The sequence below is a fragment of the Proteus genomosp. 4 str. ATCC 51469 genome (assembly GCF_003144375.1).
Taxonomy (GTDB): Bacteria; Pseudomonadota; Gammaproteobacteria; order Enterobacterales; family Enterobacteriaceae; genus Proteus.
Window position 1 is genome coordinate 192,433 of the sequence record NZ_PENV01000001.1, and the last position, 26,640, is coordinate 219,072.

At 37.8% G+C, this 26,640-nt stretch carries 28 protein-coding genes and 1 pseudogene; 13 read left to right on the forward strand and 16 right to left on the reverse strand.

Annotated features, from left to right (window positions below; all coding sequences use genetic code 11):
* The first annotated feature begins 436 nt into the window (after window positions 1-436).
* The 5 genes from DK866_RS00875 (at window position 437) to DK866_RS00895 (ending at window position 6,095) form a co-directional block, all read left to right on the forward strand.
* Window positions 437-985, forward strand: coding sequence for a fimbrial protein (locus DK866_RS00875; RefSeq protein WP_109407335.1), 549 nt, complete (start codon window positions 437-439; stop codon window positions 983-985).
* 184 nt (window positions 986-1,169) lie between these two features.
* A complete protein-coding gene (locus DK866_RS00880) occupies window positions 1,170-3,650 on the forward strand; it encodes a fimbria/pilus outer membrane usher protein (protein ID WP_109407336.1) in 2,481 nt (826 codons plus the stop codon).
* 36 nt (window positions 3,651-3,686) lie between these two features.
* Window positions 3,687-4,451, forward strand: a complete 765-nt coding sequence (locus tag DK866_RS00885; RefSeq protein WP_109407337.1) for a fimbrial biogenesis chaperone — start codon at window positions 3,687-3,689, stop codon at window positions 4,449-4,451.
* A 25-nt stretch (window positions 4,452-4,476) separates the two neighbouring features.
* On the forward strand, window positions 4,477-5,547 hold the full coding sequence (locus DK866_RS00890) for a fimbrial protein (RefSeq protein WP_109407338.1): 1,071 nt from the start codon (window positions 4,477-4,479) through the stop codon (window positions 5,545-5,547).
* A complete protein-coding gene (locus tag DK866_RS00895) occupies window positions 5,547-6,095 on the forward strand; it encodes a fimbrial protein (protein WP_109407339.1) in 549 nt (182 codons plus the stop codon). Before DK866_RS00890 ends, DK866_RS00895 begins: the two co-directional genes overlap by 1 nt.
* A gap of 8 nt (window positions 6,096-6,103) precedes the next feature.
* Here DK866_RS00895 and tadA read toward each other — a convergent pair whose 3' ends face one another.
* Both tadA and DK866_RS00905 read right to left on the reverse strand, forming a co-directional pair.
* Window positions 6,104-6,634: a tRNA adenosine(34) deaminase TadA gene (tadA, locus tag DK866_RS00900; protein WP_109407340.1), complete on the reverse strand. Its 531-nt coding sequence runs from the start codon at window positions 6,632-6,634 to the stop codon at window positions 6,104-6,106.
* A gap of 107 nt (window positions 6,635-6,741) precedes the next feature.
* Complete coding sequence (locus DK866_RS00905; protein ID WP_109407341.1) at window positions 6,742-7,377, reverse strand: LysE family translocator; 636 nt, start codon at window positions 7,375-7,377, stop codon at window positions 6,742-6,744.
* Between the two features lie 170 nt (window positions 7,378-7,547).
* Between DK866_RS00905 and DK866_RS00910 the strand changes: the two are divergent.
* From DK866_RS00910 to DK866_RS00920, 3 genes and pseudogenes are all read left to right on the forward strand, one after another.
* Window positions 7,548-7,865, forward strand: a pseudogene (locus DK866_RS00910) (type II toxin-antitoxin system RelE/ParE family toxin).
* A gap of 3 nt (window positions 7,866-7,868) precedes the next feature.
* Entirely contained in the window at window positions 7,869-8,177 is a 309-nt protein-coding gene (locus DK866_RS00915; RefSeq protein ID WP_109407342.1) for an addiction module antidote protein, read from the forward strand.
* A gap of 246 nt (window positions 8,178-8,423) precedes the next feature.
* Window positions 8,424-8,684, forward strand: coding sequence for a YfhL family 4Fe-4S dicluster ferredoxin (locus DK866_RS00920; protein WP_072068718.1), 261 nt, complete (start codon window positions 8,424-8,426; stop codon window positions 8,682-8,684).
* Between the two features lie 41 nt (window positions 8,685-8,725).
* Here DK866_RS00920 and acpS read toward each other — a convergent pair whose 3' ends face one another.
* The 12 genes from acpS to trmN all read right to left on the reverse strand — a co-directional run bounded on the left by acpS (window position 8,726) and on the right by trmN (window position 19,313).
* The gene (gene acpS, locus DK866_RS00925) at window positions 8,726-9,106 is read right to left on the reverse strand and encodes a holo-ACP synthase (RefSeq protein ID WP_072068719.1); all 381 of its coding nucleotides are present in this window, start codon (window positions 9,104-9,106) and stop codon (window positions 8,726-8,728) included.
* Window positions 9,106-9,837 carry a pyridoxine 5'-phosphate synthase gene (pdxJ, locus tag DK866_RS00930; RefSeq protein WP_109407343.1) on the reverse strand — a complete coding sequence of 244 codons (732 nt, stop codon included), beginning with the start codon at window positions 9,835-9,837 and terminating at the stop codon, window positions 9,106-9,108. Before pdxJ ends, acpS begins: the two co-directional genes overlap by 1 nt.
* Window positions 9,838-9,906: 69 nt before the next feature.
* The gene (gene recO / locus DK866_RS00935) at window positions 9,907-10,647 is read right to left on the reverse strand and encodes a DNA repair protein RecO (protein ID WP_088495032.1); all 741 of its coding nucleotides are present in this window, start codon (window positions 10,645-10,647) and stop codon (window positions 9,907-9,909) included.
* Window positions 10,648-10,656: 9 nt separating this feature from the next.
* Window positions 10,657-11,565: a GTPase Era gene (gene era, locus DK866_RS00940; RefSeq protein ID WP_036935334.1), complete on the reverse strand. Its 909-nt coding sequence runs from the start codon at window positions 11,563-11,565 to the stop codon at window positions 10,657-10,659.
* On the reverse strand, window positions 11,562-12,242 hold the full coding sequence (gene rnc, locus DK866_RS00945) for a ribonuclease III (protein ID WP_072068722.1): 681 nt from the start codon (window positions 12,240-12,242) through the stop codon (window positions 11,562-11,564). The genes era and rnc overlap by 4 nt, the downstream gene beginning before the upstream one ends.
* Window positions 12,243-12,437: 195 nt before the next feature.
* A complete protein-coding gene (gene lepB, locus DK866_RS00950) occupies window positions 12,438-13,409 on the reverse strand; it encodes a signal peptidase I (protein ID WP_109407344.1) in 972 nt (323 codons plus the stop codon).
* A 14-nt stretch (window positions 13,410-13,423) separates the two neighbouring features.
* Window positions 13,424-15,220, reverse strand: a complete 1,797-nt coding sequence (gene lepA / locus DK866_RS00955; protein WP_109407345.1) for a translation elongation factor 4 — start codon at window positions 15,218-15,220, stop codon at window positions 13,424-13,426.
* 302 nt (window positions 15,221-15,522) lie between these two features.
* Window positions 15,523-15,987: a SoxR-reducing system protein RseC gene (gene rseC, locus DK866_RS00960; protein WP_072068725.1), complete on the reverse strand. Its 465-nt coding sequence runs from the start codon at window positions 15,985-15,987 to the stop codon at window positions 15,523-15,525.
* Between the two features lie 12 nt (window positions 15,988-15,999).
* Entirely contained in the window at window positions 16,000-16,968 is a 969-nt protein-coding gene (gene rseB / locus DK866_RS00965) for a sigma-E factor regulatory protein RseB (RefSeq protein ID WP_109407346.1), read from the reverse strand.
* A gap of 46 nt (window positions 16,969-17,014) precedes the next feature.
* Window positions 17,015-17,644, reverse strand: coding sequence for an anti-sigma-E factor RseA (rseA, locus tag DK866_RS00970; protein ID WP_244179631.1), 630 nt, complete (start codon window positions 17,642-17,644; stop codon window positions 17,015-17,017).
* Window positions 17,645-17,682: 38 nt separating this feature from the next.
* On the reverse strand, window positions 17,683-18,261 hold the full coding sequence (gene rpoE / locus DK866_RS00975; RefSeq protein WP_023581594.1) for an RNA polymerase sigma factor RpoE: 579 nt from the start codon (window positions 18,259-18,261) through the stop codon (window positions 17,683-17,685).
* Window positions 18,262-18,557: 296 nt separating this feature from the next.
* Window positions 18,558-19,313 (reverse strand): tRNA(1)(Val) (adenine(37)-N(6))-methyltransferase TrmN, encoded by a 756-nt coding sequence (gene trmN, locus DK866_RS00980; protein WP_109407348.1) that lies wholly within the window; start codon window positions 19,311-19,313, stop codon window positions 18,558-18,560.
* A gap of 264 nt (window positions 19,314-19,577) precedes the next feature.
* Between trmN and srmB the strand changes: the two genes are divergently transcribed.
* Window positions 19,578-20,942 carry an ATP-dependent RNA helicase SrmB gene (gene srmB / locus DK866_RS00985; RefSeq protein ID WP_109407349.1) on the forward strand — a complete coding sequence of 455 codons (1,365 nt, stop codon included), beginning with the start codon at window positions 19,578-19,580 and terminating at the stop codon, window positions 20,940-20,942.
* A gap of 141 nt (window positions 20,943-21,083) precedes the next feature.
* On the opposite strand, the gene grcA is transcribed toward srmB, so the two are convergent.
* Window positions 21,084-21,467 carry an autonomous glycyl radical cofactor GrcA gene (gene grcA, locus DK866_RS00990; protein ID WP_023581591.1) on the reverse strand — a complete coding sequence of 128 codons (384 nt, stop codon included), beginning with the start codon at window positions 21,465-21,467 and terminating at the stop codon, window positions 21,084-21,086.
* A 334-nt stretch (window positions 21,468-21,801) separates the two neighbouring features.
* Between grcA and ung the strand changes: the two genes are divergently transcribed.
* Complete coding sequence (gene ung / locus DK866_RS01000) at window positions 21,802-22,482, forward strand: uracil-DNA glycosylase (protein ID WP_072068730.1); 681 nt, start codon at window positions 21,802-21,804, stop codon at window positions 22,480-22,482.
* Window positions 22,483-22,602: 120 nt separating this feature from the next.
* On the opposite strand, the gene grpE is transcribed toward ung, so the two are convergent.
* Window positions 22,603-23,214, reverse strand: coding sequence for a nucleotide exchange factor GrpE (gene grpE / locus DK866_RS01005; protein ID WP_109407351.1), 612 nt, complete (start codon window positions 23,212-23,214; stop codon window positions 22,603-22,605).
* Between the two features lie 100 nt (window positions 23,215-23,314).
* Between grpE and nadK the strand changes: the two genes are divergently transcribed.
* The 3 genes from nadK (at window position 23,315) to bamE (ending at window position 26,439) form a co-directional block, all read left to right on the forward strand.
* Window positions 23,315-24,214, forward strand: coding sequence for an NAD(+) kinase (nadK, locus tag DK866_RS01010; RefSeq protein ID WP_109407352.1), 900 nt, complete (start codon window positions 23,315-23,317; stop codon window positions 24,212-24,214).
* A gap of 87 nt (window positions 24,215-24,301) precedes the next feature.
* Window positions 24,302-25,963: a DNA repair protein RecN gene (gene recN / locus DK866_RS01015; protein ID WP_109407353.1), complete on the forward strand. Its 1,662-nt coding sequence runs from the start codon at window positions 24,302-24,304 to the stop codon at window positions 25,961-25,963.
* Between the two features lie 113 nt (window positions 25,964-26,076).
* Entirely contained in the window at window positions 26,077-26,439 is a 363-nt protein-coding gene (gene bamE / locus DK866_RS01020) for an outer membrane protein assembly factor BamE (protein ID WP_023581587.1), read from the forward strand.
* The last annotated feature ends 201 nt before the right edge of the window (window positions 26,440-26,640 follow it).

Sequence of the window (26,640 nt, forward strand, 5' to 3'; positions counted from 1 at the left end):
TTCGATAAAAATTAACCTAATATCTATGTTATTAACATATAACCCTTTGAATTGTATGTATTATGATAATCTATAATTGATTTTATTAATTTTCTTAAAGTAATGTTAATAATATCAATTTCTATAAAGTTAAAACAATGTTAATTATATTGTCTATTAAATTTATCTGCCTGATAAACTTTTTTACCCATAAATTGAGTAATAAAAAGAATAAATCTATATAAAATTCTATTAATGTGGAATAGGCCAGATTAAATCTGAAATTTGCGGAAACTGACAAAACGTTATATCAAATAGAATGCCTTTGTTGATATCATATAAACCAGTCATTATTCGAAACAACTCGAAATATAATGCAAATCAATTTTTATATTCCGACATTAATATTATTTTTTCATAAATAATAATACGCACGATCTTCAAGGGATTATCTATAATGAAACTGAGTAAAATTGCTTTAGCTGCTGCTTTAGTATTTGGTATTAATTCTGTTGCAACTGCTGAAACTTCTGCACCAAAAGTTGGCGCAACTAAAGGCGAAATTCAATTAAAAGGTGAAATTGTTAATTCAGCTTGTGGATTAGCAGCTTCTTCAAGTCCAGTTATTGTTGATTTCAGCGAAATCCCAACATCTGCATTAGCAAATATGCAAAAAGCGGGTAACGTTAAAAAAGATATCGAATTACAAGACTGTGATACTACCGTAGCAAAAACAGCAACTGTTAGCTATACACCAAGCGTTGTTAATGCAACAAACAAAGATTTAGCTTCTTTCGTTTCTGGCTCAGCTTCTGGTGCGGGTATCGGTTTAATGGATGCTGGTAGCAAATCAGTTAAATGGAATACAGCAACAACGCCAGTACAATTAGTTAATGGTGTTTCAAAAATTCCATTCGTTGCTTACGTTCAAGCTGAATCAGCAGACACAGCTGTAACTCCGGGTGAATTCCAAGCCGTTATCAACTTCCAAGTTGATTATCAGTAATCGTTTTATTTATTTAAATTAATTAAATAATAAATTAATTACTGCATTAACGCAGGGGATTTCCTCTGCGTTAAATTTGATAAAACACTTCAATTTAATAAAAAATAAAAATAAAAAGTAATTAAATAAATATTCATTATTTAATTAATTAGTTTCTATTTAATTAATAATTAGGCGTTTATTCATGTTAATTTCTTATTTTCACAGCACAATATGGAAAAACATTTGTGCCATTTTGCTATTGTGCTTAGCGTTTTTCGCTCAAGCCGAGCAAGATGATTCTGTGGAATTTAACATTCACATGTTAGATGCTGAAGATAGAGATAATGTCGATCTGTCTCGCTTTGCAACTTCTAATTACATTATTCCTGGTATGTACTATCTGGATATCCGTATAAATGGACGTGATTTTCCTCGCCAAAACATTAATTATGTTGAAGTAAAGCCTAATTATTCTGTTGCTTGTATTGACCCTTCTCTTCTAAAAAAATTAACCATTAACGAAGAAAATCAAAAATTTATCGAAGAAATTTCCCCTGATTGCTTCAATATCAATCAATTACCAGGTATCTCCATCAAAAATGATGGCGGTATTCTTGATATTGTTATTCCTCGTTCAATAATGAAATACGAAGATGCAGACTGGACTCCTCCCGAATTATGGGACCCAGGTGTATCAGGGGTGTTACTTGACTACACCTTAACAGGAACATCAACACGTCCTAATAAAGGTAATAATAACAACTCGCTGACAGGCTATGGGCAAGCGGGTATTAACTTTGGTGAATGGCGTTTACGCGCTGAATACCAAGGAAATTATTCATCTGAATACTCATCAAACAATAGCTTTGATTGGAATCAGATCTACGCCTACAAACCACTGCCCAATCAAGCAGCTAAATTAACGTTAGGTGAAACGTATTTAAATTCCCAAGTTTTTGATAGTTTTCGTTTTACTGGTGCCAATATTCAAAGTGATGAAAGAATGTTGCCACCATCTTTACAAGGTTATGCACCAGAAATTCATGGTATTGCAACTACCAATGCTAAAGTTACCGTCACTCAAAATGGTCGCTTAATTTATGAAACCACTGTTCCTGCTGGCCCTTTTGTTATTAAACATTTACAAGATACGGTACAAGGTCAATTAGATGTTCGAGTAGAAGAACAAAACGGCAAAGTAAACGAATTTCAAGTGCAAACAGCTAATTTACCGTATATGACACGCCCTGGTTCAGTGCGTTATAACACATCAATCGGTCAGCCATCGCTCAATAACCATAAAATGCAAGGCCCTATTTTTTATCAAGGTGATTTTTCATGGGGAATGAATAACACATGGTCACTGTATGGTGGTGTTTTATTAACAGCTAAAGATTACAATGCGTGGTCATTAGGTTTAGGTCACGATATGGGGCGCCTAGGTACGCTTTCTGGTGATGTAACTCAATCTTATAGCCAAACCTATGATAATGAAAATATCAACGGTATGTCATTCAAACTGAACTATGCAAAAACATTCGATGAATACCATAGTACAATTACTTTTGCAGGCTATCGTTTTTCAGAGAAAACATTCCGTTCTTTTTCTCAATATATTGATGAGCGTTACAACGCTATCAATAACAATGGTTATGAAAAAGAGATGTATACCATTACTGGTAACAAAACTTTCTGGGCTGATGACACTGAAAAATCAACAACGCTTTATCTTTCTTATCGTCATCAAAATTATTGGGATAAAAATACACAAGAACAATATGGTGTAACGGTAAGCCGTAACTTTTCGATTATGGGTATAGAGCAGATTAACACTAACTTGTCTGCATTCCGTACTCAGCATAAAGGAAATACTGATGACAGTATTTCTTTCAATATTTCAGTTCCATTAGGCAGTGGCAAAAATATAGGTTATAGCCTGCAAGACAGTAACGGAAAAGTGAACCAAATGGCCTCTTATTCTGATAATAGCAATTATAATAATTTGTGGCGTGTCCGTGCGGGGTTAAGTTCAGACCATAAAGCCAATACTGATGGTTATTATCAACACCGTTCGCAATATGCAGAAATTAACGCTAATGCAAGCTATCAACAAGATAATTATGTTGCTGTAGGTGCAACAGTAAAAGGCGGATTTACAGCTACTCGTCATGGAGCTGCATTACATAGTAGCAGTATGACATCCAGTACAGCTCGAATGATGGTTGATACAGATGGCGTCTCAGGTGTGCCTTTTAATAACCAAAGTACGACAACAAATCTATTTGGTATTGGGGTACTTACTGACTTAACCAGCTATAACAACGTTGATGCGCGTATTGATGTTGATAAAATGGATTCAAATATTGAAACACATAAAGCCATCACCTCCACAACATTAACTGAAGGGGCTATTGGTTACTACACATTCCCAGTGCGTCAAGGTGAACGTCTAATGGCTATCTTGCAAACAGCTGATCAAAAGTATCCGCCGTTTGGTGCTGACGTCACTAATAAAGATGGTGAAAATATGGGAATGGTGATGGAAGAAGGCCTAGTTTATATTGCGGGTGTTAACCTCAATGAATCATTAAACGTGATCTGGGGTGGTAAAACCCAATGTACGATTACGATCCCGGCAACCATTAACGATCCACTAAAACGTGAATTGTTATTATGTCAGTGATTTTAATGAACAAAATGAATTACTAGAGATAAATGTATGAACTCATTCAACACACTTAAAACACTTTTTTGCGGTTCACTACTTGCATTAAGCATGGTGAATACAACACAAGCTGGTGTGTCATTAGATAGAACACGGATCGTGTTAACTGGTAGTGAAAATTCAGCCAGCGTAAATTTAAAAAATACTAGTCCTGATATTCCATTTTTGGCTCAATCATGGGTTGAAAATGAACATGGGCAAAAAATTGCCTCTCCTTTAGTGGCGCTTCCTCCTTTACAACGCCTTGATGGTGACCAAAAAGGGGTTGTAAGAATAACTAAAACTGCAGAGATTGGGCTTTTGCCACAAGATAGAGAATCATTGTTTTATTTAAACGTTCGTGAAATTCCACCAGCACCAAAACAAGCGAATGTGTTGCAAATGGCAATGCAGTCACGAATCAAATTATTCTATCGACCTACGGCTATTATTCCTGAAAAACCGGGCATGGTTTGGCAAGATCAGTTGGTATTTAAGAAACAAAATAATCAATTTATCGCAGAAAATCCAACACCTTACTACATCACTATTATTGGTCTTTCGAATAAATTAAATGGTGAAGATAGCGATAAGTTAACCACGTTCCCTGGTTTAATGGTTGCACCTAAATCATCACTGGAAATTCCAGTTAAAACCAGTAACGTCAATCAATTTTATATGATGTATGTAAATGATTATGGTGGACATCCTGAATTGAAATTTGTTTGCCAACAAAACAGCTGCAAAGTGGCACCAAAAGAACAACAACCAAAATATTAATCAACTTGACGCCGGTAGGAATAAAATGAAACCAACAACAGCAAATTTTTATTTCAATACGCTAAAATTATTTTTTACTGGCGCAATATTATGTACTCCGATTGTAGCGTCTGCTTATATTCATGGTGAAGTTCGCACTGTCGGAGGACCTAATATTTTTAGAGTTGAGTTAAATAACGCAACATTTCCTAATAACAGGCCTGGTGAAACTGCCACAGTAAATTTTTCTTTACCTGATAGATATTTAGCAACGGTTTATTGTCCTAAAGATCCCTTAGTACCGAATTCTCGCACTTATTATATGGCGAATTCTGACCTACGCTATTTAGGCAATAATTACTATGAGCTTAATGAATACGTCGATGTTCAGATCAAGTTTTCTATTTGGGGCCCAGAAACACTTCCTACAGTTCCTTTTATTGAAAAACCTAACAATCGAAATGGGCAACAAGGTTGTCGCGTTCCTGAATCACCAAAACCCAACATGTCATCCGGAAGTAGCGGTGTATTAGTATTTCGTCTGAAAAAACCGATTATTAATGGGGTTTCATTAACAGGGCAAGCTGTAGCACAAATGTATGCCCGTGTAGGTAATGGCTTATATCAAGAGTATGGCCCTGAACCAATTTCAAAATTAGTGATTAGTTCAGGGATCTTAACCACTGAAGATAGATGCATATTTAATAATGGCTCTCCAATTACCTTTGATTTTGGCAATGTTGGTAATACTTCTGACTATTTGAATGGCCAAAACTATAAAATCACACGCAATATTCCAATAAAATGTGAAGGTGGTAGTTTTACTAACCCTAACAGTCGAATTATGTTTAAAATTCAAACAGGAAGCTCAGGTGTTGCCAGCTTTAACCCTAATTATCTTGGTACAACAGGACCTGTAGATAGAACAAATTTAGGTATTGTTTTAAGGGACAAATCAGGAACTATTGTGCCACCTAATAAATATTTTTCTGTCGGGAAGCTGAATAATTTTAAAGGTAATTGGGAAGTCACTGCTGCTCCGATTGCAAAGGCAGGAAGCAAAATCACAGAGGGTGAGTTTTCAGCACATGCCACATTAGTTGCGGAGTTTATGTAATGGAAAATCCAATAATAAAATCTGCTATTTCTCTTTTATTGTTACTATCACCTTCTGCCTTTGCTGCGACAGAGCTGATTGGTGGTGATATGGAGTTTAAAGGCGTTGTGGTTGCACATGGTTGTACCATAGTTGCTGGTGATGAAAATAAGGTAATCGATTTTAAGCAGATATCTGCCAAAGATCTCTATACCTTTCAAAAAAGTGAACCCGTTGCTTTTAGTATTAGTTTAGAAAATTGCAGCCAAGATATTTATAAAAGTGTCACTATTACACTTGATGGGAAAGAGCATCCAACTATGTCGAATCATCTTGCCGTTGTTGGTACAGGATCTGAAGATCCTAAAAGTATCGGGATTGTATTTACTGATGTGCAACGCAATGTTATTCAATTAAAAAAGCCGAGCACAACTCGACTTCTTAATAATAAACGTATTCAGTTTAATTTTATGACGTATGTTGAGGCATCACCCTCTGCACTGAAAAATCAAACATTGCTAACAGGCCCTTTTCAAGCACAAGCAACCTATACCCTTAATTATCAGTAAACAGATATTTATTCTTTTGTAGCTTGTTCTGTATTGACTAAAACAGGGCTATTCTTTTGCTTTTTAAGTTGTTTCTTTTCAGCCCTTCTCATCTTAAAAAATTGGCTTAAAAGCTGTGAACACTCTTCACCTAATACACCTGACGTTATCTCAACTTTATGGTTCATTCCCGGATGCTGTAAGATATCAATAAATGAGCCAGCAGCACCTGTTTTTAGATCGGATGCACCATAAACCACGCGTTTTACACGGCTATGTACAATCGCTCCAGCACACATCACACAAGGCTCGAGAGTAATATAGAGAGTAGCATCAAGGAGACGATAATTTTGTAAATGCTTTCCCCCTTTGCGTAACGCCATAATCTCTGCGTGTGCCGTGGGATCGTTATCAATAATTGAATGATTCCATCCTTTAGCAATGATTTTATTATCAACGACTAATACAGCGCCCACCGGTATTTCACCGATTTCTTGTGCTTTTTGCGCTTGTTCAATCGCTTTATGCATCCAATAAATATCATCTTTAACTTTATTCACAAGGATATCTCTTCATTATCATATAGCGGGATATTGTACCCTGTTTTCTATTGATAACTAAAGAGATTGTCTTGAATTGTTTATGACAAAGATAGCAAGATAAAACTTTAGTTTACACGCGCTTCTGTGGCTAATTTTATAGCTAAAGCCCCTAAGATTGTCGCCATAAACCAACGTTGAATTAATGCCCAGCGTGGTCTTTGCATAAAGAATCCAGCGATTGATCCCGCAGCAATAACAATCAAGGCATTCACTGCAATACTAATAATAATTTGGATACTACCAAGGACTAATGACTGATTTAATACACTACCATTCCCAATAGTTATAAATTGAGGTAGAAGTGAAAGGTACATCAATGCAATTTTAGGATTGAGAAGATTAGTGACAAATCCCATTACAAAAAGCTTTGTCGTATTACCTGAAAGGAGTTTTTTCGGATGAAAGATAGAGCGTCCACCAGGTTTAATCGATTGCCAAGCAATATAAAACAGATAAATAGCACCACAAATTTTTAATGTATCGTAAGCATAAGGTACCGCCATAAAAATAGCTGTAATACCAAATGCAGCTAATAACATATAAAAAATATAGCCAACAGCCACACCGATTAATGAAATAAATCCAGCTTTTTTCCCTTGAGAGATTGAGCGTGAAATCAGGTAAATCATATTAGGGCCTGGTGTTAATACCAAACCCAAGGACAAAAGCGCAAATGTCCACATATTAAACAGTGTTGGCATAATACACCCCTTATTTATTGCATTATTTAACATCAATAACAGAGTGTTAGGTGTCGGGATACCACAAAAAATACTATTTTTTGTTATTTGTTTTCATTTTTCTATTTAGATAGTTTTGCTTTAAATATATTACTGATATATTTTAGTAGCTTATAAGCTACATTTTACCAATGAAAACTATCAAACATTATCTAACAATAGATGGCAAAGACTTATATGCCGACTATTTCAGAAAGATACGTGATCCTGTTGCTAAAGCCAAAATTGCATCGCGAGTAAATAGAATGGCAAGTAAATGTTTTGGCGATCATAAACCTTGTCGTGAAAGCATTTGAGAGCTACGAATTGATCAAGATGTGGGTTATCGCGTCTACTATAGTTTAATCAATGGCGAAATTATATTGCTACTTCTAGCAGGAGATAAACGAACTCAGGATGCTGACATCAATAAAGCCATCCTATGTCTGAAAGATTATTTAAAGAGGTAGATTATGCCAAAATCTCGTTTACACGATGACGCAATGATTGAGCTTTTGCGTGAAGATCCTAGTTTTGCAAAAGCATATTTACACCAAGCTTTTCTTGATATTGATGAAGATGGTGGGCAAGAAGCTTTTCTTATGGCATTACGCCATGTCGTAGAAGCTCGGGGCGGTATGGCAAAAATTGCCAAAAAAGCAGGAGTATCTCGAGAAACGCTTTATCGAACATTATCACCTACAGGAAACCCAACATTAAAAACATTACGTAATGTTATTAGTGCAACTGGCTTTCATTTCTCTTCATTAGCAAATATTTAATCTTTTATTTATACATTCTAATAAAGCATTTGAGCGATGCTACTTTAGGAAACTCACTATAAATGGTAACCTTACTCCCCCCTATACTTATAGTGCCTATTAAGCAAAAAGATTGGGGTAATATTCCTATTTGAATGATAAAACACTACTTTATCGGATATAGCGACACAAAACTGATAGATGGTAACATATAAGTGCAAGATATAAGTTACTGAAATTTAATAATTTATATATTAAGTGACTGATATGGCTTTACTAATTACGAAGAAATGCATCAACTGCGATATGTGTGAACCAGAGTGTCCAAATGATGCTATTTCAATGGGGGATGATATTTATGAAATTAATCCTGATCTTTGCACTGAATGTGTAGGACATTACGATAAACCAACTTGCCAATCGGTTTGTCCGATTACTAACACGATCATCATTGATCCTACTCATACTGAATCTCAAGATGAGTTATGGGAAAAATTCGTGTTGATCCACCACGCTGATAAGATCTAAACCTTATATCCATGATTTTGTGGGTGATAAATCTAAGAGAGCTATTTTTCTAAAATAACTGTCGCACAAGCATAGCGCTGTTCATCAGCAAGTGTCACGTGAATAGAGTTTATCCCCGCTTTCTCTGCCATTTCTTTTGCAACCGCTAAAAAATGCAATGTGGGTTTACCTAACTCATCATTACGTACTTCAAAATGATTAAAAGCCAATCCTAAACGAATACCTGTTCCTAATGCTTTTGCAGCGGCCTCTTTTACTGCAAACCGCTTAGCTAAAAAGCGTATTGGCTGTTTATGGGATTGGTAAATTTCCCATTCTGCATTAGTGAGAATGCGACGAGCAAGGCGTTCACCAGAACGCCCTATAATTTCTTCGATACGTGATATTTCAACAATATCCATACCTAAACCAACAATAGCCATTAGCGACGCGCTTCTCGCATTAAACGTTTCATTTCTTCAACTGCTGGCGCTAAACCACTAAATACGGCTCTACCAATAATGGCATGACCAATATTCAGTTCATACAATTCAGGTAAGGCAGCAATACGTTGTACGTTGTGATAATGCAAACCATGCCCTGCATTTACTTTTAAGCCTTTAGAGGCGGCATAAGTCACTGCATCACGAATACGTACAAATTCTTTTTCTTGAGCCATTTCATCTTCAGCGTCAGCATAAGCGCCAGTGTGGATCTCAATAAAAGGTGCGCCAACACGATCCGCCGCGTTAATTTGTTCATGGTCAGGGTCAATAAACAGAGAAACTTTAATACCCGCCAAAGATAAGCGTTTAATGGCATCAGCTATCTTTTCTTCATTAGCAACAACATCTAAACCACCTTCTGTTGTTACTTCTTGGCGTTTTTCAGGCACTAAGCAACAAAAATCAGGTTGTGTTTGGCACGCGATCTCGATCATTTCTTCAGTGACAGCCATTTCCAGATTTAATCTTGTCTGAACTGTTTGGCTTATCAGCATTAAGTCACGATCAGTGATATGACGTCTATCTTCACGTAAATGAATAGTGATACCATCAGCGCCCGCTTGTTCTGCAACAAAAGCCGCTTGAACAGGATCGGGATACGTTGTGCCACGGGCATTACGAAGGGTGGCGATATGGTCAATATTAACGCCAAGTAGAATATCAGACATGCTCTTCTCCTGAAAAATAACGTTGCATTACCTTAGTTTACACATTCCATAGAGAAGAAAAAGACAATATTACTGTTCTACCATCAATGCCCTTTTCTTTGGGGCTTTTTTAATGGCAAATTGTCTAAAAAGTTCTCTACTTTTTAATGGTTTTCCACCTAAATAAGGCTTTAATGCCATTCTAGTAAACCTTTTTGCCGCTTTTAATGTTTCAACAGTAGGAAATTCGCGACTGGCTAAGGATTTTAATTCAAATCCAGTAAAACTATTATGATCAACCACTAAACTCGCAATAAAACCTTTTTCTTCTCGATAACGATAAGTCATCGAATCTGAAACAGGCTCTCCACTTCCTGCACAATGCAAAAAATCCAGTCCATAACCAAGTTGGGTTAATAGCGCCAGTTCAAAGCGTCTTAAGGCGGCTTCTGGTGTAGTGTCGCTAGCTGCAAGAATTTGTAAGCAAGAAAGATATTCAAAAAAAAGCACACTGTAAGAAGTGCCATTTTCCAAAACACGAGATAAGAGTTCGTTAAGATACAGGCCACTATAAAGAACAGAGCCTGTCAGCGGTAAAGCTAAAGAGATAGGTTCAGCATCACGAAGGGTTTTAACTTCTCCTCGCCCACTCCAACGAATGAGCAGAGGAGTAAAAGGTTGAAGTGCCCCTTTTAAGGGAGAACGACGGCCTCGCGCACCTTTTGACAATATGCGTACTCGCCCTTCATTTTCAGTGAAAAAATCGAGTAATAAACTCGTTTCACTGTAAGGTCGAGCATGGATAACGAATGCACGTTGCCAGCCATCCACTTCAGTTACCTACTTTAAATCGTCCACATAGCCAAGGCTACGTAAGGCACGTTCATCATCAGCCCAACCTGCTTTAACCTTCACCCAAAGTTCTAAGTGAACTTTGTTTTCAAATAGGTCTTCCATATCCATACGGGCTTCGGTGCCAATTTTCTTGATTTTTACGCCTTTATTACCAATAACCATTTTTTTCTGGCCTTCACGCTCAACCAGAATTAATCCGTGGATATCGTAACCACCGCGTTCATTAGTCACAAATTGCTCAATTTCAACAGTGACAGAATAAGGTAATTCTTCACCTAAGAAACGCATCAATTTCTCACGAATAATTTCTGACGCCATAAAACGTTGAGAGCGATCAGTAATATAATCTTCTGGGAAATGATGAATAGCTTCAGGCAGACATTTACGAACAATTTTTGCAATTGTATCGATATTCATGTCTTTTTCTGCACTAATTGGCACAACATCAAGAAAATCCATTTGTTGGCTTAAAAAGCCAATATGTGGAAGTAACTTGGTTTTATCAATGACGTTATCCACTTTATTAATTGCTAATAAAACAGGGCAACGCAATGATTTTAATTTGTTCAATACCATTTCGTCGTCAGGCGTCCAATTGGTGCCTTCAACAACAAAAATCACCAGTTCAACATCACCAATCGAGCTACTTGCTGCGCGATTCATTAGTCTGTTAATAGCTCGCTTTTCTTCAATATGCAAGCCCGGTGTATCAACATAAATCGCTTGATAAGCACCGTCAGTATCAATACCCATGATACGATGACGCGTTGTTTGCGGTTTACGTGATGTAATAGATACTTTCTGCCCCAATAATTGGTTCAGTAGTGTTGATTTTCCCACATTTGGGCGACCGACTATCGCAATAAATCCGCAATAGGTTTGTTCTTCGCTCATTCAAGCTCCAGTTGTATTAATGCCTGTTCAGCAGCGGCTTGTTCAGCTTTTCGACGGCTTGTACCCATCCCTTTGACAGGTTGATCGATACCGCTTATCTGACAATGGATCGTAAACTCTTGGTCATGGGCTTCACCACGAACCTGTACCACAATATAAGATGGTAGTGGTAAATGGCGCCCTTGCAGATACTCTTGCAGACGAGTTTTGGGATCTTTTTGCTTATCGCCTGGGCTGATTTCAGCCAAACGATTCTCATACCATTTTAAAATAATTTTTTCGATATTTTGAATATCACTATCAAGGAAAATAGCACCAATTAAAGCTTCCACCGTATCCGCTAAAATTGATTCTCGGCGGAAACCGCCACTTTTTAATTCTCCAGGGCCTAAACGCAGACATTCACCTAGTTCGAATTCACGCGCTAATTCAGCGAGTGTATTACCACGAACAAGCGTTGCTCTCATTCGGCTCATATCCCCTTCATCAACACGAGGGAATCGATGATAGAGCGCGTTAGCAATAACATAGCTTAGAATTGAATCACCTAAAAATTCTAAACGTTCATTGTGTTTACTGCTTGCACTACGATGCGTTAAAGCCTGTAGTAATAATTCATTTTGCGTAAAAGTATAGCCCAGTTTCTTTTGTAACTGGTTTACTAATAAAGTATTCATGTGCGATCAAGTTCCATAACTTAATTTGAAGCACACGCAACAAATCTGTTTAAGACAACGAGAAATTATCGGGTTGGATAACAGAACTGTTGCGTTTGCACTGGCTCCTGTGAATAACAGGAGCCAATCATATTTAAAGAAGTGGCATATTCTACACTGAGATAGAAAGGAATGCTGTAGCTATTTTGTCAATAGTTACTTAATGCCACCAATACGGCTGAGACGAACACCTGTAGGCCATTCATTCTCTTGTTTTTCAAAGCTCATCCAAATCGTTGTCGCTTTACCGACTAAATTTTTCTCTGGTACAAAGCCCCAGAAACGACTGTCAGAACTTCCATCACGATTATCCCCCATCATAAAATAATGATCTTCAGGAACAATCCAAGTACCAACGGGTAATCCTGGTTGGATAAACTCAGGCATCGTCATATCACCAGGTATTGTCATAATACGGTGAGAAACTTTTCCTATCGTTTCTACGCGTTCTTCTTCACGTAGTTGAGTTGCTGTTGAAATAGGATCTTCAATCGGAATTGATTTCATGCCATTTATACGCTGACCACCCGGTACATTTTGTAACAACAGCGTCCATTCACTTGGATAAGCGGTACCATATGTCACCGAAATCTCATCGTTACAAATCGCTTTATTACAATTTGGGTAGATATGTATTTTTTTCGACATCATATCATAAACAATTTTATCGCCCGGTAATCCAATAACGCGTTTAATAAAGTCAGTAGAAGGATCACGAGGATATTTAAAGACAGCAATATCACCTCGTTTTGGCTTTCCTGTATTTATTAACGTTGTTTGTGTTATTGGATCTTTTAATCCATAAGCAAACTTTTCAACCAAGATAAAATCGCCAACCAATAAGGTTGGCATCATGGAGCGAGAAGGTATTTGAAACGGCTCATACACAAATGAACGCAGAACCAAAACAATAATCAATACTGGAAAAAGAGAACCTAAGGTTTCAGCCCAGCTTGGCTTATTAATTGATTTTGCTAACTCTTGCTGATCCTCGGTCCCTTGCGTCATCTCTTGAAGACGCTTTAGTTTTGCTTTTCGGGCTGGCTTGAGCTTAAAGCGCTCAACTCCCCAAAAAACTCCCGTTATTAGCGTTGCCAGCGTTAGGATCAAGGCAAACGTGTTAGCCATGTTTTCTCCTTAAATTATTTATCTTTACCAACATGAAGGATGGCTAAAAACGCTTCTTGTGGTAGCTCTACGTTACCAATTTGCTTCATACGTTTTTTACCATCTTTCTGTTTCTGTAACAGTTTTTTCTTACGGCTAACGTCACCACCATAACATTTGGCTAATACGTTTTTACGTAACTGTTTAACAGTTGAACGAGCAATAATATGGTTACCAATTGCCGCTTGAATAGCGATATCAAACTGTTGACGTGGAATAAATTCTTTCATTTTTTCCACCAATTCACGTCCACGATAAGGTGCATTATCGTTATGTGTAATCAATGCTAATGCATCAACACGATCACCATTTATTAAGACATCAACACGCACCATGTTAGAGCCTTGGAAGCGGATAAAGTTATAGTCTAAAGAGGCATAACCGCGTGATGTGGATTTTAATCGATCAAAGAAATCTAAGACCACTTCAGCCATCGGAATTTCGTAAGTCAATGAGACCTGATTACCATGATAGACCATATTGGTCTGAACACCGCGTTTTTCGATACATAAAGTAATTACATTACCTAAGTATTCTTGCGGTAATAACATATGACATTCAGCAATAGGCTCTCTGATTTCTTCAATATTATTCAGTGGCGGTAATTTAGACGGGCTATCCACTAATACAATATCACCGTTCGTCATTTCAACTTCATAAACTACGGTTGGAGCTGTTGTGATCAGGTCAAGATCATACTCACGTTCTAAACGTTCTTGGATGATCTCCATATGAAGAAGACCCAAGAAACCACAACGGAAACCAAAACCTAACGCGGTTGAGCTTTCTGGCTCATAGAATAATGAAGCATCATTCAGGCTTAATTTACCTAATGCATCACGGAATGATTCATAGTCGTCAGAGCTAATTGGGAATAAACCTGCATAAACCTGTGGCTTCACTTTTTTAAAGCCTGGTAATGGTTTATCTGCTGGTTTTTGGGCCGCTGTTAAGGTATCCCCAACAGGTGCACCTAAAATATCTTTAATACCACAAACAACCCAACCTACTTCGCCACAATTTAATTGTGTTGTATCAATTTGTTTTGGTGTGAAAATACCAATACGGTCAATGTTATAAACTTGACCAGTACTCATCACCTTAATTTTATCACCTTTACTCACTTTACCGTTTTTAACACGGATCAGTGAAACAACACCAAGATAGTTATCAAACCATGAATCAATGATCAGTGCTTGTAATGGAGCATCGGGATCACCTTCAGGTGCTGGAATTTCTTTAACAAGGCGTTCGATAACTTCTTTAACACCAATACCTGTTTTTGCAGAACAACGAACTGCATCTGTGGCATCAATTCCCACAATGTCTTCAATTTCTTCAGCAACGCGCTCAGGTTCAGCTGCAGGTAAATCTATTTTATTTAAAACTGGAACGACGGTGAGATCCATGTCCATCGCCGTATAGCAGTTTGCTAATGTTTGTGCTTCAACCCCTTGTCCTGCATCAACGACCAATAAGGCGCCTTCACAAGCAGCAAGTGAACGAGATACTTCATAAGAGAAGTCAACGTGTCCTGGGGTATCGATAAAGTTAAGCTGATAAACTTCACCGTCATCTGCGGTGTAATTCAAGGTTACGCTTTGCGCTTTGATTGTAATACCACGTTCACGCTCAAGATCCATAGAATCAAGAACCTGCGCAGCCATTTCACGATCTGATAAGCCACCACAAATTTGAATAATTCGATCTGATAACGTCGATTTACCGTGGTCAATATGTGCGATAATGGAAAAGTTACGTATGTTTTTCATTCTGAAATTATTTTTCTCTATTGCTTTGCTCTATAAATCTGGCTTTGGAGTCATTCATGGACACAAAGCGAAAACTCTATATTGCAGGAGTTATTATTGATGACGCATTCTACACACTAGAGACATTATACTCAAAGAAACGTTCATCAAACACAAACATTTATGCTAAGACTTACATTTATTTGTGATTTTTTTAAGGTAATTTCCAGATATCGAAACGTGTTAATTTAAGATGAAAACGATAACGAAATTAGCCAAGCAAAAAATAATGGGGCTAATGCCCCATCTTTTTTATCTGTCAGCTACTCTTGAAATTGAACCTTAAGTTCATGAGGAGGAAGACCTATTTGTAATATAACAGGCTCAAACCCTTCGTCTTTACTCCACCATGTTGCCACTTTTTTTGCTAATAAAAAGCCAAGAAGTCCACCAGCAAGACCACTACAAAAAATAGCAAATTCACTGGAAAACCAAAGGCTCGCAATACCCGCAACAATAAATAGACCAATAAGTGGCGTTAAATACACCAACATAGCCGAAAGGAGTAAATTATTTTCAGGTATCCCTACTTCCACTTTTTGCCCTTCAACTAAAGGTTGTGCAACAGGAAGTTCGAGTTGATGAACAGTTTCGGGCCCTATTTTATTTAATAAATAAGAGCCACACGCGGCACGAGCTTGGCAACTACCACAGCCAGAAGAGGAACCGTAGCGCAATAACGCTCTTCCTTCATGCCAATGTATAACTGTTGCCCACTCTTTAACCATAACTTATACCTTTTACTTTTTCGTAAATACAACACTGTTGACTATCTTCTGTGCCGTAGAAAATGGTAATTGACCAATAAAGGTAATTTCATTGCCTTCTTTGTCATAGGTATAAATTGTATTACGACCATACCTTAACATTTTATCGCGTTCGGGCGAATTTGCTTGCTGACCACTTTTATTAACATAAATAGAGAAGTCAAATAAGCCATCACTAAATAAAATAGACTGACTAAATTCAGTTTCAGAAATCTGATGATTACTACGTTTTACTTCTTTAAAACCATCAGGTAACTCGCTGACTGACCAGTTATAAACTAAAGATTTAGATTTAGGGATAAGTAACACTGGCGGCATATTCACCGTACGTAATGAATTCAATTTAGTTTCAACCTCATTGCCTTCATTCACCGTGATCACCCTAAATTGTTCAATAATGTCATTATTTTTATCTAAAAGATCCACTCTTAAAGGAAGATATCTTTCTTCATCAATAAACAGGACATAATCATAACGGTCATTATTTTTTGATAGCACGCGCACAACACGACTTGGAATATCACCGATATGTGTTCTACCTGCATCGATAAAGTTATAATATCCCGATAATTCATTGAAATCTTGGTAGATAATAGCTGGAATATAATCAACAATATGATCATTTCTCAAGCTAAAGGCATCTAATCCTGGCTCAAAATAACTAATTTCATTGCCACGTTGAACAATTTCACGACGTGTACTGTCCATTTGCATTAGTTGTGCAAGGGGTTTGCCATCAATAAGAGTATGACGATAGCGAATTGGGACAATACCTTGAGAATTGATATTGATAAAAGATAATTCATAGGTAGAAGTTTGACTTGTATGACCCATCTTTTGCAACAAAGCCTCGACACTACCCGTTTGGGGTTGTGCCAAGGCTTGTATCGACATTGACAGGCTGCCCACCAACAATAAGGCGGATAACCATGATTTTTTCATTACGACTGTTTCATTCCCACACGTTATTTATACATTCACGTCGTTATTATTGCTGTGCAGCTACTGGTTGAGTGACACCTTGCTCATTCGCAGGTGCTTCATTTTGTGGTGCATTATAAATACGACGATCTAACTCGTACTGTTGCAACATTAAGCCAAGACGCTGATTGCGCTCTTGTAAACGTGTTTGCTGGTCTTTGCCTAAAGTATCGTTTTGAAGATTTAAACTTACTGGCGCACCTGAACCCATAATAGGTTGGGTATTAAATACAGGAGTGTCTACTTGGAAATCTTCAGAACCATTCTTTCCATTATATTGCTGAACACCAACAATAACAGCTAATGAAACACAAGCCGCGACACCGATTTGAGTTAACTGACTTGCCCAAGGACGTAACGTTTGTAAGAAAGAGTGCTGACGCCATTGTGATGGCGCAGGTTGCTGCTCTCGTTGTTGTTCAGGACTTATGCGGACAGGCTCATTCTCTAAAGCGAGCGCAACGCGACTTGCGATATCAAAGTGGACTACTTCACCTACATCACCACGCATTGTGTCACGAATTAAATGGTAACGTTGCCATGTCTCTTTCATTGAGTCATCACGCGCAATTGTTCCCATTAATTCTTTATCAAGAATCTCGCCATCCATAAATGCAGAAAGTTTTTCTTTTTGCATGTAAAAGTACCCTTCAGTCAATGATGGTTCACCCACAATCAAAACTCTTGTATTAATGGTTGAACCTTATTATCAATAGCTTCTCGCGCCCTAAAAATACGTGAACGTACTGTTCCGACAGGGCAATCCATAATGACGGCTATCTCTTCATAGCTCAGTCCGTCAAGTTCCCGAAGTGTTATAGCAACCCTTAGATCTTCAGGTAATGACTCTATGGTGTGAAAAACCACTCTCCGTAACTCTTCAGACAACATTAAATTCTCAGGGTTCGAAATTTCTTTTAATGCGTTTGGTGATTCAAAATTTTCGACATCACTCGCATCTAAATCATTTGAAGGCGGACGTCGCCCTTGTGCCACCAGATAATTTTTTGCGGTATTCACCGCAATGCGGTAAAGCCATGTATAAAAAGCACTATCACCACGAAAAGAACCTATGGCTCGGTAAGCTTTAATAAAGGCTTCCTGCGAAACATCTGGCACATCACCCTGTGGTACATAACGGGAAATCAGGCTTGCTACCTTGTGTTGATAGCGGATAACCAGCAAATTAAACGCATTCTGGTCACCATTTTGTACCTTTTCAACCAACATTTGGTCCGTTAACTGCTCGCTCATTAGAGATGGACTCTCCCGAAGTCTAGCTTCGCACTATTTTTAAATGACTCCGTCATATTTACTCTCGTTATTCCTTCTCGTTTTTTATGAGCTACATGACTTAGAGCGTAAAAATAGTATGAAGTTCAATTCAATCATTATTTTAAGAGATGAATCACAAAAAAATTATCATGGTGATCACCAGCCAATATGCAATTTGCCAATAAAGAAACGATAACACAATGATATTATTTAGATATATACGATTACTTACAACAATATATATTATCTTAAACAAGGCATTATTAAATATAGATTTAATAATATAAATAAAAGTCAGTTACCCAAGATTGAAACTTATCAGTGTAATGACCTTCATTATGACGAATAATAAGCTCTTCTATATTACATTCAATGCAACTTTCACTTTGTCTTTGAAATGCTAACAATATTCGATGGTAAGGTTTGTCTGCGCTATCTTTGATATTCACTCGCTTGACAATATTCCACTCTTTTTTTTCTGCTATTTCAATAAATTGTTCACCAATAACATAGGGCAACACAACACAAAATAAACCATCATCTGTAATAAGTGATTGCGCACTGTCCAATAATCCCTCATGCGTTAACGTTTTAGTATAACGAGCTTGTTCACGAACATCATTACGACAAGCAATTGCCGGCTCAAAATAAGGGGGATTACTGACAATTAAATCATACTTACCTTGTGTTTGTTCTGCATAATGATGAATATCACAATGATAAATATGAATTAATGAACACCATTGTGATGCTTGGGCATTGTCTGTAGCTTGTAATGCTGCATTTTCATCAAGTTCAATGCCATCAATACATTCAATTTGGTTAGCCCGTTGGGCCAACATTAAAGCAACTAATCCACTCCCCGTACCGATATCAAGAGCTCTTTTTACATTCTCGATAGGTGCCCAGGCTCCTAATAAAACGCCATCTGTCCCTACTTTCATTTCACACTTATCATGAGCAACAAAAAATTGTTTAAATGTAAAACCACCTTTGCGTAATCCCGCTTTTTTCACTTTCTTTTGATTCATCTATAGGCTCTATTGATTCGTCTTACTATCTCTTTTTTATTACTTATCATTCATGTCATTGAAAAAGAGATATATGGTATGATAACGCTTCTGCAACCCCTATCTTAACATTAAACTATTTGTATACGATGCGCGCTTATTTAGATTAAGCCTAAAAACAACGAATACCTTCGTCTATCGGTAATATATAATGTGATAGCGGTAAATCCGCTGGCTTTTAGCAGGGGATAATGTCAAAATCCGCGCCCTAAACAGAGGTATACAATGACAGCCACGACATTTTCTAGTCTTGAACTTGATGAAAGTTTATTGACCGCATTAGAAGAAAAAGGATATCAACGTCCTACTGCAATTCAAGCAGATGCTATTCCAGCAGCAATGGATGGACGTGATATTTTAGGCTCTGCGCCAACAGGCACAGGGAAAACTGCGGCCTTTTTGCTTCCGGCAATTCAACACTTGCTTGATTACCCACGTAAAAAATCAGGCCCGCCACGTATTCTTATACTGACACCAACACGCGAACTTGCTATGCAAGTTGCCGAGCAGGCAAAAGAATTATGTGCGCACACACATTTAGATATCGCCACTATCACGGGCGGTGTTGCTTATATGAATCATGCTGAAGTCTTCAGCGAAAACCAAGATATCGTTGTTGCAACAACAGGTCGTTTATTACAGTACATCAAAGAAGAAAACTTTGACTGCCGTGCGGTAGAAATGCTGATTTTAGATGAAGCAGACCGCATGTTAGATATGGGTTTTGCTAATGATATTGAAACCATCGCGGGCGAAACTCGCTGGCGCAAACAGACATTACTATTCTCAGCAACACTTGAAGGTAATGCCGTCATTGATTTTGCACAACGTATCCTCAATGAGCCCGTTGAACTGAATGCTGACCCTTCACGCCGTGAACGTAAAAAAATTCAGCAGTTCTATTATCATGCAGATAATCTTGAACATAAAACAGCATTACTGGCCGCATTACTAAAGCAAGACGATGTTAAAAAATCGATTGTCTTTGTGCGTAAAAGAGAGCGAGTAAGAGAGCTCGTTTCTGCGTTAGAAAAACAAGGTATTAAATGTAGCTATCTTGAAGGTGAGATGGCGCAAACACAACGTAATGATGCAATAAAACGATTAGAATCAGGCCAAATGAATGTATTGGTCGCGACAGATGTTGCTTCTCGTGGTCTTGATTTGGACGACATCACCCATGTGTTTAACTTTGATTTACCTCGCACTGCTGATGTTTATTTGCACCGTATTGGTCGTACAGGACGTGCTGGTCGTAAAGGTATCGCCATTTCATTGGTTGAAGCACACGATCACCCATTATTAGGCAAGATTGGCCGTTATGTTCAAGAGCCAATAAAATACCGTGTCGTCGCTGAACTACGTCCAACCACTAAAGCACCGAGTCAAAAAGCAACCTTTAAGCCATCTAAAAAAGTACTGGCTAAACGTAAAGCGAAAAAAGACGAAGAGAAAAAAGCAGTCAAAGAAAAAGTACGCGCTCGCGATCGTAAAAATATTGGCAAGCGTCGTAAAACGGCCACCAATAGCACGACAAAAAGTGCAGCACCAGTAAATTCAGCAAAAGAAACACTGACTGATAGCGAATAATCTGCATTATTTCTTCATTTATTTAGAACCGTAGCGAATTAATATCGCTACGGTTTTTTATTTAATAACACTTATTGTGCATAAAAAAAGCCCGATATTTTCATATCGAGCTTTATCATTAACTTATTACTTTAGTGAAAATTACAGGCTTTCAGTGAAAGTACGAGTAATAACATCACGTTGCTGTTCTGGAGTCAGTGAGTTAAAACGCACTGCATAACCAGAAACACGAATAGTTAATTGAGGATATTTCTCAGGGTTGTTAACTGCATCTTCCAGTGTTTCACGGCTTAACACGTTAACGTTAAGGTGTTGACCACCTTCTACACGAACAACCGGTTTAGATTCTACAGGCACTTCACGGTATTCGATATTGCCTAACTCTTTACGGTTAATCACTTGGCCTTCTTCAAAGCCTTTTTTAGCACAGATGCAACGAGCTTCGCCGTTTTCATCATCTAATAACCAGAAAGAGTGTAATAAATCGTCGTTATCAGCTTTAGTAATTTGGATACCAGTAATCATTTCGACCTCCAATATGGGCGCAAAATCAAATTCTAATCTCGTATCAGAACTTGGGTATTTGGTCTAACCAATGTTTCTGTCTACTTATATACCAGTATAAATGGCGTCATTCTTTGACTAATATCAATAAAATTCATAAGCACTTTATCAATCAAGGTGCAAAGTGTTGTTTTAAATCAACAATCGCCCTTTCTTGATTTGCAATTTTTTTTGTAAATTTTAAAAGAAAATTTGAAAATTCAATTAATTCTAATTTTTAAACCATTATATTTTCATTCATTCAATGAAATCTGTAAGCTTAGGCACTATAAGATATCAATAAGGATTTTATGTTATGACTACCGCATTAACTTGGCATGATGTAATAGGTGCTGAAAAAGAGAAGCCTTACTTTCATCAAATTATGTCTCAAGTCGCACAACAAAGAGAAGCAGGCAAAATTATTTATCCCCCTCAAGAAGACGTTTTTAATGCTTTTCGTTTTACGCCTTTTGAAAATGTGAATGTGGTTATTTTAGGACAAGATCCTTATCATGGCCCAAACCAAGCTCATGGACTCTCTTTTTCAGTACGCCCTGGTGTACCTGCCCCCCCTTCACTAGTTAATATGTATAAAGAGCTTGAAAAAGAATACCCTGATTTTAAGCGCCCTAACCATGGCTACTTAGAAAGTTGGGCAAAACAAGGTGTTTTATTGCTTAATACCGTATTGACCGTAGAGAAAGGCCAAGCACATTCTCACGCTAATTATGGTTGGGAAATATTCACAGATGCTGTTATTGAGCAGATTAATCAACGTAGAGAAGGGGTTATTTTCCTACTTTGGGGAGCCCATGCTCAGAAAAAAGGTCGTTTTATTGATACAAATAAACACGTTATCTTAAAAGCACCTCACCCATCACCACTTTCTGCACATAGAGGCTTTTTAGGCTGTGGTCATTTTAAACAGGCTAATGATATTTTACAGCAACAAGGCCGAACACCTATCAATTGGTATCTTGACGCGATTGAGTAAGACCAGCCTTTAAAAAAATATAAAACCGCACAATAACTTGAAGATTTATAAACTTCGTATTGTGCGGTTTACTTTATCTACACTGAATAAAACGTGTGATAACGAATACTTTTATTAATGCTATTTAGAAACGATAACCATAGCTGGACGTAATAAACGACCATTTAAGGTATATCCTTTTTGCATAACATCAACAACATGATTAGATTCATGTTCAGGACTATCAATCAATGTCATCGCTTGGTGAACATCAGGGTTAAATGCCACATTTTTTTCTTCAACGACTTCAATGCCAAATTTACGCACGGCATCTAAGAATGACTTCAGTGTTAACTCTAACCCTTCAATCATTGGTTTTTGCGATTCATTTTCATGATCAGCAGCAGATAAAGCGCGCTCTAAATTATCAAGTACTGGCAATAATTCATTAGAAAATTTTTCAAGTGCAAATTTATGAGCTTTCTCAATATCTTGTTGAGTACGGCGACGCACATTTTCAACTTCAGCCAAAGCACGAGCCATAGCTTCACGCTCTGTTTTTTGTGATTGCTCCAGTTGTTTTTCAAGAGAATCAATACGCGCTAATGCCTCAACTAATTCAGCTTGAGCATTAAAATCCGCTTGTGCTTCTTCGGTCATTACCTGCTCTTGAGATTCATCCATTACTGATCCCATTCCTTCTTTTTCTTTTGAGACTTGCTCTTCATGTACATTTTGTTCTTTACTACTCATGAACATCTCCGCGTAGTTTTGGTATTCATCTTCATATTTAGTTTATTATGGGGATCAATAAACGGGTTTCAAGGAATTGGCGCAAAACGAGGGTAAAAAAATGCCAGATAATACCGTAACGGAAAAAAAACACTTTAAATGTATTGGCATTGTCGGCCATCCTCGCCATCCAGAGGCACTTTCAACACATGAAATGCTTTATCATTGGCTACAAGCTCAAGGCTATGATGTTATTATTGATACACAAGTCGCTCATGAGCTAAAACTTGAAAATGCACAAACGGGTGATTTAACACAAGTGGGTAAAGTCGCTGATCTCGTGATTGTCGTCGGAGGTGATGGCAACATGCTCGGTGCTGCGCGAGTGTTATCTCGCTATAATATCAAAGTAATTGGCGTTAACCGTGGTAACTTAGGTTTTCTTACTGATCTTGATCCTGATAATGCCTTACAACAATTAACTAATGTCTTAGCAGGACACTATCGTGAAGAAAAACGGTTCTTACTTGAAGCTCGAGTCTGCGCTGAAGGTCAAAGAACACGTATTGGTACAGCAATAAATGAAGTGGTTCTTCATCCTGGTAAAGTGGCTCATATGATTGAGTTTGAGGTTTATATTGATGATCGCTTTGCCTTTTCACAGCGTTCTGACGGCTTAATTATAGCTACCCCCACAGGTTCAACCGCCTATTCATTGTCTGCTGGTGGCCCTATTTTAACGCCTAATCTTGATGCTATTGCGCTTGTACCTATGTTTCCCCATACCTTGTCAGCACGCCCTTTAGTTATCAGTAGTGATAGTCAAATTCGTCTAAAATTCTCACAAACGAATATCGATTACGAAGTAAGTTGTGATAGCCAATTAGTATTACCTATTAAAGAAGGCGATGAAGTTATCATTAAACGTAGCCGTCAAAAACTCAATTTGGTTCATCCGACTGATTACAATTATTTTAATACACTCAGCTCAAAATTAGGGTGGTCAAAAAAAATGTTCTAATTTTTGTGCCTCACTACTTTACTGTATAAAAAACCAGTTTATACTGTATGTAATTACAGATATGTTTTTATACACAGGAGAGGCACTATGCTGACTCAATTAACTATTAGTCATTTTGCCATAGTCCGTGAACTTGAAATCGATTTTTCTGGCGGCATGACGACCATTACGGGTGAAACGGGTGCCGGTAAATCTATTGCCATTGATGCACTAGGTTTATGCTTAGGTAACCGTGGTGATGCTAATATGGTGCGCCCAGGTGCAGCTAGAGCTGATTTATGCGCACGATTCTCACTCTCTGACACGCCATCAGCACAACGTTGGCTTGAAGAACATCATCTTGATGATCATAACGAATGCCTATTAAGAAGAACCATCTCCGCTGATGGGCGTTCTCGTGGTTTTATAAACGGTACTTCCGTGCCCCTTTCACAATTAAGAGAGCTAGGTTCTTTACTTATCCAAATTCATGGGCAACATGCTCATCAGCAACTTTTAGAACCTCGTTATCAAAAACAACTGCTTGATATTTATGCTCATGAGCCTGCTTTATTAAAAAGCATGAAATTAGCCTATCAAACATGGCATCAAAGTTGTCAGACATTGGCCTCGTTTCAACAACTTTCCCTAGAAAGAGAAGCAAGGCAACAACTGGTTGATTATCATTTAAAAGAGCTTAACGAGTTTCAACCAGTACAAGGTGAATATCCTGAATTAGATCAAGAATATAAACGCCTATCTAACTGCGGACAATTTTTGACCCTAAGCCAAAATAGCTTACAACTCTTAAGCGACAACGAAGAACAAAATATTTTAAGTATGCTCAATGTCGTTAAACATGAAATTGCAGAGCTCACCTCTATGGAGAGTCAATTTAATTCATTGTTAGAGATGCTAGAAGAAGCCTCAATCCAAATTAGTGAAGTGAGTGACGAACTTCGCCACTATAGTGATCGTTTAGAAATGGACCCTAATCGCTTATTTGAAGTTGAAAAACGCATGTCTAAATACATTAGTTTGTCACGTAAACATCGCGTAGCACCTGAAGAATTATATGATCTTCATCAGCAATTAATTGAAGAGAAAAATGCCTTACTTCGCCAAAATGATGATTGTGAAACGTTAATCGAACAAGTAAAGGCAGATCATTTAATGGCGTTAGATGTTGCTAAACAATTACATCAAGTTCGCCAACAATATGCTAATGAACTAAGCCAACTTATCACAAACAGTATGCATCAGTTATCAATGCCTCATGGTTACTTTACCGTTGATACTTACTTTGATGACAGTTCACTGCAAATCGATGGCGCCACAAAAGTTGAATTTAATGTCACTACTAATCCAGGACAACCTCACCAAGCGCTTTCTAAAGTGGCTTCTGGTGGTGAGTTATCTCGCATTGCGCTCGCAATACAAGTGATCACAGCGAAAAAAATGGATACACCAGCTCTAATTTTCGATGAAGTAGATGTGGGGATCAGTGGCCCTACAGCCGCTATTGTAGGTAAATTATTGCGAGAGTTGGGTGAGTCAACTCAAGTAATGTGTGTTACTCACTTACCTCAAGTCGCGGGTTGTGGACATCAACACTATTTTGTTAATAAAGAAACCAACGGTGAAGAGACAGAAACCACAATGAAACTATTATCGAAAAAAGAACGATTACAAGAGCTCGCCCGTTTATTAGCAGGAAGTGAAGTCACCAAAAATACCTTAGCAAATGCGAAAGATTTGTTGGCTGCATAACGATTAACAAACTTTTATTGATATTTAGGGTCATAGGCAGAGCGTGAAAGGTTTTCAATTGCTGCGTTGTCGATTATCATCGTCACTATGACCCTAAAAGGAATGTAATAACCATGCGTTTTAAACTGTTAAAAGTTGCCGCCTTATCTTTAGTCGTAATGACTTCAGGTTGCTCTATGTTCGAGAGACTGGTTTATCACCCAGATATCAATCAGGGAAATTATTTAACACCAGCCGAAGTCGCAAAAGTTCAGCAAGGAATGACACAGCAGCAAGTTCAATTTGCCCTTGGTACGCCAATGCTTAAAGATCCTTTCGGAAGCCAAACTTGGTATTATGTTTTCCGTGAGGAGCCAGGTCACCAGAAAGTACGTCAAGAAACGCTGACACTAACTTTTGATAGCAATGGCATACTGACTAAGATTGACAAGCAAGGCAATATGCCTAATTTCTCAGCACCTGCAACTAAATCGTAATGTGATTACAGTGCTAAGAAAGCTTAGTTTTATATAAGATTGGCAAAAGCGAATTGCACCCCATACGTTAAATTTGACGTTGGGGTGTGTTTTTATAAAGAGAAATTACTTTATAGCAGTGTTGTCTTTTATTGTATCTGTCTGTAATCAAGCGCCTATCAATGCAGTATGTAGCGCCCCTATATTGGGCAAAAGCATGGT

Bases quoted from the DNA above. Each gene is read 5' to 3' on its own strand.
- DK866_RS00875 (WP_109407335.1), top strand. From the start codon at position 437: ATGAAACTGAGTAAAATTGCTTTAGCTGCTGCTTTAGTATTTGGTATT.
- DK866_RS00880 (WP_109407336.1), top strand. From the start codon at position 1,170: ATGTTAATTTCTTATTTTCACAGCACAATATGGAAAAACATTTGTGCC.
- DK866_RS00885 (WP_109407337.1), top strand. From the start codon at position 3,687: ATGAACTCATTCAACACACTTAAAACACTTTTTTGCGGTTCACTACTT.
- DK866_RS00890 (WP_109407338.1), top strand. From the start codon at position 4,477: ATGAAACCAACAACAGCAAATTTTTATTTCAATACGCTAAAATTATTT.
- DK866_RS00895 (WP_109407339.1), top strand. From the start codon at position 5,547: ATGGAAAATCCAATAATAAAATCTGCTATTTCTCTTTTATTGTTACTA.
- DK866_RS00905 (WP_109407341.1), bottom strand. From the start codon at position 7,377: ATGCCAACACTGTTTAATATGTGGACATTTGCGCTTTTGTCCTTGGGT.
- DK866_RS00915 (WP_109407342.1), top strand. From the start codon at position 7,869: ATGCCAAAATCTCGTTTACACGATGACGCAATGATTGAGCTTTTGCGT.
- DK866_RS00920 (WP_072068718.1), top strand. From the start codon at position 8,424: ATGGCTTTACTAATTACGAAGAAATGCATCAACTGCGATATGTGTGAA.
- acpS (WP_072068719.1), bottom strand. From the start codon at position 9,106: ATGGCTATTGTTGGTTTAGGTATGGATATTGTTGAAATATCACGTATC.
- pdxJ (WP_109407343.1), bottom strand. From the start codon at position 9,837: ATGTCTGATATTCTACTTGGCGTTAATATTGACCATATCGCCACCCTT.
- era (WP_036935334.1), bottom strand. From the start codon at position 11,565: ATGAGCGAAGAACAAACCTATTGCGGATTTATTGCGATAGTCGGTCGC.
- rnc (WP_072068722.1), bottom strand. From the start codon at position 12,242: ATGAATACTTTATTAGTAAACCAGTTACAAAAGAAACTGGGCTATACT.
- lepB (WP_109407344.1), bottom strand. From the start codon at position 13,409: ATGGCTAACACGTTTGCCTTGATCCTAACGCTGGCAACGCTAATAACG.
- lepA (WP_109407345.1), bottom strand. From the start codon at position 15,220: ATGAAAAACATACGTAACTTTTCCATTATCGCACATATTGACCACGGT.
- rseC (WP_072068725.1), bottom strand. From the start codon at position 15,987: ATGGTTAAAGAGTGGGCAACAGTTATACATTGGCATGAAGGAAGAGCG.
- rseB (WP_109407346.1), bottom strand. From the start codon at position 16,968: ATGAAAAAATCATGGTTATCCGCCTTATTGTTGGTGGGCAGCCTGTCA.
- rseA (WP_244179631.1), bottom strand. From the start codon at position 17,644: ATGCAAAAAGAAAAACTTTCTGCATTTATGGATGGCGAGATTCTTGAT.
- rpoE (WP_023581594.1), bottom strand. From the start codon at position 18,261: ATGAGCGAGCAGTTAACGGACCAAATGTTGGTTGAAAAGGTACAAAAT.
- trmN (WP_109407348.1), bottom strand. From the start codon at position 19,313: ATGAATCAAAAGAAAGTGAAAAAAGCGGGATTACGCAAAGGTGGTTTT.
- srmB (WP_109407349.1), top strand. From the start codon at position 19,578: ATGACAGCCACGACATTTTCTAGTCTTGAACTTGATGAAAGTTTATTG.
- grcA (WP_023581591.1), bottom strand. From the start codon at position 21,467: ATGATTACTGGTATCCAAATTACTAAAGCTGATAACGACGATTTATTA.
- ung (WP_072068730.1), top strand. From the start codon at position 21,802: ATGACTACCGCATTAACTTGGCATGATGTAATAGGTGCTGAAAAAGAG.
- grpE (WP_109407351.1), bottom strand. From the start codon at position 23,214: ATGAGTAGTAAAGAACAAAATGTACATGAAGAGCAAGTCTCAAAAGAA.
- nadK (WP_109407352.1), top strand. From the start codon at position 23,315: ATGCCAGATAATACCGTAACGGAAAAAAAACACTTTAAATGTATTGGC.
- recN (WP_109407353.1), top strand. From the start codon at position 24,302: ATGCTGACTCAATTAACTATTAGTCATTTTGCCATAGTCCGTGAACTT.
- bamE (WP_023581587.1), top strand. From the start codon at position 26,077: ATGCGTTTTAAACTGTTAAAAGTTGCCGCCTTATCTTTAGTCGTAATG.